Annotated in this window: 5 protein-coding genes; 3 read left to right on the forward strand and 2 right to left on the reverse strand. The window is 64.6% G+C overall.

Going from position 1 to position 5,632, the window contains the following annotated elements; translation table 11 throughout:
- The first annotated feature begins 233 nt into the window (after positions 1-233).
- Positions 234-1,571, forward strand: coding sequence for a sigma-54-dependent transcriptional regulator (locus ACVOLZ_RS21955; RefSeq protein ID WP_481517981.1), 1,338 nt, complete (start codon positions 234-236; stop codon positions 1,569-1,571).
- Between the two features lie 10 nt (positions 1,572-1,581).
- Positions 1,582-2,934, forward strand: a complete 1,353-nt coding sequence (locus ACVOLZ_RS21960) for a sensor histidine kinase (protein WP_481517982.1) — start codon at positions 1,582-1,584, stop codon at positions 2,932-2,934.
- Positions 2,935-3,080: 146 nt separating this feature from the next.
- Here the strand turns inward: ACVOLZ_RS21960 and ACVOLZ_RS21965 are convergent, their stop codons facing one another.
- Positions 3,081-3,599 (reverse strand): GNAT family N-acetyltransferase, encoded by a 519-nt coding sequence (locus tag ACVOLZ_RS21965; protein ID WP_481517985.1) that lies wholly within the window; start codon positions 3,597-3,599, stop codon positions 3,081-3,083.
- Entirely contained in the window at positions 3,583-4,950 is a 1,368-nt protein-coding gene (glmU, locus tag ACVOLZ_RS21970; protein ID WP_481517983.1) for a bifunctional UDP-N-acetylglucosamine diphosphorylase/glucosamine-1-phosphate N-acetyltransferase GlmU, read from the reverse strand. The genes ACVOLZ_RS21965 and glmU overlap by 17 nt, the downstream gene beginning before the upstream one ends.
- A gap of 81 nt (positions 4,951-5,031) precedes the next feature.
- Here glmU and ACVOLZ_RS21975 point away from each other — a divergent pair, with 81 nt between their 5' ends.
- A complete protein-coding gene (locus ACVOLZ_RS21975; RefSeq protein ID WP_481517984.1) occupies positions 5,032-5,415 on the forward strand; it encodes a GtrA family protein in 384 nt (127 codons plus the stop codon).
- Positions 5,416-5,632 lie beyond the last annotated feature (217 nt).

Here is a 5,632-nt window from a genome sequence, read left to right on the forward strand (position 1 = left end):
GGGGGTTTTTTCTTACCGCCCTCCCCCAACAAACACTTACAAAATCTTCGGGTCCGCGTGCGCACCCGGGGGCTGCCCAAAGCCCCCCCCCGGGGGGGGCTAATTGGCTTTATCCATTTGCCCCCCAACCCTGCACCAGCACGGTGGAACACCCTGCCAACACGGCCGGCAACGTGTAATGTGCTGACTTCAGCGCCCGCGCTGCGTCCCCCAATCTTCTTCTGCGACAACTGATGCCACAGATCCTGATCATCGACGACAACACCGCCGTGGCCACCGCGCTGGATGTGCTGTTCTCCCTGCACGACATCGACACCCGCCACGCCACCTCGCCCGAGCAGGGCCTGGCGATGCTGGCCGAGCATGAATTCGATCTGGTCCTGCAGGACATGAACTTCACCGCCGACACCACTTCCGGCGAAGAAGGCCAGGATCTGTTCCGGCGCATCCGCCAGGCGCATCCGGACCTGCCCGTCATCCTGCTCACGGCATGGACACACCTGGACAGCGCGGTGGAACTGGTCAAGGCCGGCGCCTCCGACTATCTGGCCAAGCCGTGGGACGACGGCCGCCTGCTGACCACGGTCAACAACCTGCTGGAACTGGCCGAAGCGCGCCGCGAACTGGCCCGCCGCCGCGCCCGCGAGCAGCGCCAGCAGCAGGCGCTGCACGACCGCTACGACCTGCGTGGGCTGGTGTTCGCCGACCCGTCCAGCGAGCGCATCATCGCCCTCGCCTGCCAGGTCGCGCGCTCGGAATTACCGGTGCTTATCACCGGCCCGAACGGTGCCGGCAAGGAAAAAATCGCCGAGATCATCCAGGCCAACTCGGCGCACAAGAAAGGCCCGTTTGTTGCGCTGAACTGCGGCGCCATTCCTTCTGAACTGATCGAGGCCGAACTGTTCGGTACCGAAGCTGGCGCCTATACCGGTGCCAACAAGGCCCGCGAGGGCAAGTTCGAGGCCGCCGATGGCGGCACTTTGTTCCTCGACGAAATCGGCAACTTGTCGCTGACCGGGCAGATGAAACTGCTGCGGGTGCTGGAAACCGGCCGCTTCGAGCGCCTGGGCTCCAACCGCGAACGACAGGTAAAAGTGCGCGTGGTCAGCGCCACCAATGCTGATCTGCCGGCGATGATCCGCGCCGGCAGCTTCCGCGAAGATCTCTACTACCGGCTCAACACCGTCGAGCTGAGCCTGCCGGCGCTGGCCGAGCGCCGCGAGGACATCCTGCCGCTGGCGCAGTACTTCCTCGCCGATGGCAAGCCGCTGTCGGCACCGGCGTTGCAGGCGCTGCAACGTCACAACTGGCCGGGCAACGTCCGCGAGCTGCGCAATGTGATCCAGCGCGCCGCCCTGCTGGCACAAGGCCCGCGCATCGAAGTTGCAGACCTGAACCTGCCACGCGCGCCCGCACGCCCTACCGCACCCGCAGACGAACCCGACCGCGAACACATTGTCAGCGCCTTGGAACGTGCTGGCGGCGTCATTGCCCAAGCCGCCGCCGAACTTGGCCTGAGCCGGCAGGCGCTGTACCGCCGCATGGATCGCCACGGCATCCCGCGCGAGTGAGCACACATCAGTGAAAACGCGCTCCTTCACCTTCACCCTGTTTCTGCGCCTGCTGCCGGTGCTGGCACTTGCTGCAGCCCTGCCGTGGTTCCTGGCGTACTGGATGGACCGTGGCTGGGTGGTTGTGTGTGTTTCCACCGTGCTCCTGCTGGCGGCGATGTGGTGGGCCCTGAGCCGCGCCACCGCGCCGATCCGCTCGCTGCTGCGGGCGCTGGCCGGCACCACCAGCAGTTATCGCGATGGCGAGTTCAACTTCGGCGTGCATTGGCGCGGACATGATGAGTTCGCGCAGCTGGTGCAGGCCCATGCCGAGCTGGGCGATGTGCTGCGCGAGCAACGGCAATCGCTGGTGCAGCGCGAGCTGCTGCTCGACACCATGGTGCAGAACACGCCGGTGGCGATGCTGTTGCTGACCGATGGTGGCGATGGCGTGCAACGCGTGACCTTCTCCAACACTGCGGCGCGCAAGCTGCTGCATGGTGGTTGGAAGCTGGAAGGCCAGCGCATGCATGAGCTGCTGGAGAACATGCCGATCGAGCTGCGCAATGCCATCGCCCGTGGCGGCGACAGCCTGTTCGCAGTGCGTGACCCGGACGCGGCCGAAGACGATGATGACGACGAGCAGATCTATCACCTGTCGCGCCGCGCCTTCCATTTGAATGGACGCCCGCACGAGCTGCTGCTGCTGCGCCTGCTCACCGCCGAGCTGCGCCGCCAGGAAGTGCAGACCTGGAAGAAGGTGATCCGCGTCATCAGCCACGAGCTCAATAATTCGTTGGCTCCAATTGCCTCGCTGGCGCACTCCGGCGCAGAGCTGGTGCGACGTGGTCGTTATGACCGCCTCGAAGATATCTTCGGCACGGTGGAAGAACGCGCGCGTCATCTGGAAGGTTTTATTCGGGGATATGCGCGCTTCGCCAAGCTGCCGCAGCCGCAGCTGCAGACCGTTGCCTGGAGCCAATTCCTGCATGGCCTGCAGCAGCAGATCAGCTTCCACATGGAGCCGATGGCGGACGAGCAGTACAGTCGCCTGGATCAATCGCAGTTCTCGCAGGCATTGTTGAACCTGCTGAAGAACGCGCATGAAGCCGGCGCTGACAATGGCGCTGCGGATGATTCGGTTGAAGTCCGTATCGCGCGACTGCCCAACTGGCTGCGCATCGAAGTATTGGATCGCGGTACCGGCATGAACGAAGCGGTGCTGCAGAACGCGTTGATGCCGTTCTATTCAACCAAACGCAACGGCACCGGCCTTGGCCTGGCATTGACCCGCGAGATCATCGAAGCACACGGCGGCCGCATCTCATTGCAGAACCGCAAGGACGGCGGCCTGTGCGTGGCGATTCTGTTGCCGCATGACTAAAGCCATGCCTTTTGTAGGAGCGGCGTAAGCCGCGAAGCTGACATGGCATCCGTGCCAGTTAGACCGAAGATCTGAAGTATCCCGGCTTCGCGGCTTACGCTGCTCCTACAAAAGCTTGCGCCGCTGCCACAAGGAATGGCTTGTACCTATGCCAACGCTCGCTGCATCGCCAGCCGCAGTTCCATTGGAAAACCTGCCGCTGCCTCGGCCGCCATCACTTCGCGCATGCCTGCGCTCCAGTCCTGTGACGGCCATTCGCGGAAGCCTTCGCTGGCATAGAAGGGCGCATTCCAGGCCACATCGCTCAAGGTAGTCAGCACCGCCCGCTGATGTCCGCGTGCCCGCGCCTGTTCCATTGCATGCCTCAGCAAGGCCCGGCCCAGTCCCTTGCGGCCATGTGCCGGTACAACATCCATCTGCTGGATATGGAAATCCTCACCCAGCACACCAGCCATCAGGTAACCGGCCAGTTCCTGTTCGCTGGCAACCACCCACAGCATTCCGCGCTGCCAGGCCTGTTCAAACAAGTGTGGCGCGGTCGGACTCGCTGCGAATATTCCAGCCGCCGGATGTCCTCGCAGACGTTCACCCGCCTGCGCTTCGATCAATGGCAGCAGCGCGAGCTCGTCGCGCTGCGCCAACCTTGGCTCAGGATCTTTTGACAGGGCGCGCCCAGCCTTCAATCGTCTGCTGACGTGTGCGCGCCACCGTCAGTTGACCGGCCGGCGCGTTGCGGGTGATCACCGAGCCGGCACCAATGGTGGCCCCGTCCTCGATTGTCAGCGGCGCGACCAGCGAGCTGTTGGAGCCCACGAACACCTTGTCACCGATCGTGGTCTGGAACTTGTTCACGCCATCGTAGTTGCAGGTGATGGTGCCGGCGCCGATATTGGTGCCGCTGCCAATCACCGCATCACCCAGATAGGTGAGATGGTTGGCCTTGCTGCCCTTGCCCAGCGTGGTCTTCTTGGTTTCCACGAAGTTGCCAACGTGCACGCCATCGGCCAACACGGTGCCCGGACGCAGTCGTGCAAACGGGCCGATCTGCGCCGCGCCTTCGCTGATCACACCTTCCAGATCACAATGCGGACGCACTTCGGTACCAGCGCCGAGCTTGACGTCCTTCAGCCGCACGAAGGCACCGATGCTGACGCCATCGCCGAGCTCGACCTCGCCTTCCAGAACCACGTTGGCGTCGATCTGCACATCGCGGCCGACTTTGACCGTACCACGCTGGTCGAAGCGCGACGGATCCAGCAGGCGCGCGCCCTGCTCGCACAGCGCCTTGGCCGCACGCAGCTGCCAGGCCCGTTCCAGCTGCGACAGCTGCCACGGATCATTCGCACCCTCGGCTTCCTGCGCATCGCCCACCAGCACCAGTTCTGCCGGCGCGTACTCGTTGGCAGCCGAAGCGAACACGTCGGTCAGGTAGTACTCGCCCTGCGCGTTGCTGTTGGACAGACCCGACAGCCAGCGACGCAGCGCGGTGGATTCGGCGGTGATGATGCCGGTGTTCACCGTGCGGATACGCTTCTGCTCGTCGCTGGCATCCTTCTGCTCGACGATGGCTGCGACCTTGCCTTCGGCATCACGGACGATACGCCCGTAACCGTTGGGGTCATCCAGCTCGGCCACCAGTACCGCCAGGCGTGGGCCGTTGTTCAACAGCGCGCTCAGCGTCTGCGCGCGCATCAGCGGCACATCGCCGTACAGCACCAGCACCTGCGCGGTGTCGGGTACATCGGGCATGGCCTGCTGCACGGCATGGCCGGTGCCCAGTTGCTGGCTCTGTTCGGCCCACAGCAGGTCCTGCTGATCGGCGAAGGCGGCACGCACGGCCTCGCCACCATGGCCATAGACCACGTGGATGCCGGCTGGCTGCAGCTCCCGTGCGGTAGCAATCACGTGGGCCAGCATCGGCTGGCCGGCGATGGGTTGCAGCACCTTGGGCAACAGCGATTTCATGCGCTTGCCGGCACCGGCGGCGAGGATGATGACGTGCAGCGGCTGGGTCATGCGTACAGCTTCCTTCGAGAGTCTCTGGATTCTAAGCGCAAGGGGGTAGCATTGCAGGCCATCACCCGAACCGCCGCGTCCATGAGCCTGTTCCGCCAAGGTAGCCAATACATCGCCATTGGCCTGCTGCAGCTGGGATTGGACTGGGGCGTGTTTGTCGCCGCCACCGCGCTCGGCCTGCCAGTGGCACCAGGCAATCTGCTCGGGCGGATCAGTGGTGCGGTGCTTGGTTTCTGGCTCAATGGCCGCTACACCTTTGCCGCACAGGGCGAGCAGCGCCATGGTTGGAAGCGCTTTGCGCGCTTTGCGGCACTGTGGCTGCTGATGACCGTGATCAGTACTTGGCTGATCGATTGGGTCGCACAGTCACTTGGCCTGCAGTATGCGTGGTTGGCCAAGCCAGTGGTCGAGGGAGGGCTGGCGTTGATCAATTTCCTGCTGCTGCGCCATGTGGTGTATCGCTGAGCAAGCTTCTGTAGTGCCGAGCCATGCTCGGCAGAGGCCTTACCAGCAAACCCGACCTGTAGTGCCGAGCCATGCTCGGCAGGGGCCTTACCAGCAAACCCGACCTGTAGTGGGGGGGGGGGGGGGGGGGGGGGGGGGGGGGGGGCCGGCGGCGCCGTGGGGGGGGGGGGGGGGGGGGGGGGGGGGGGGGGGGGGGGGGGGGGGGGGGGGGGGGGGG

The organism is Stenotrophomonas sp. STEN020 (assembly GCF_056760195.1).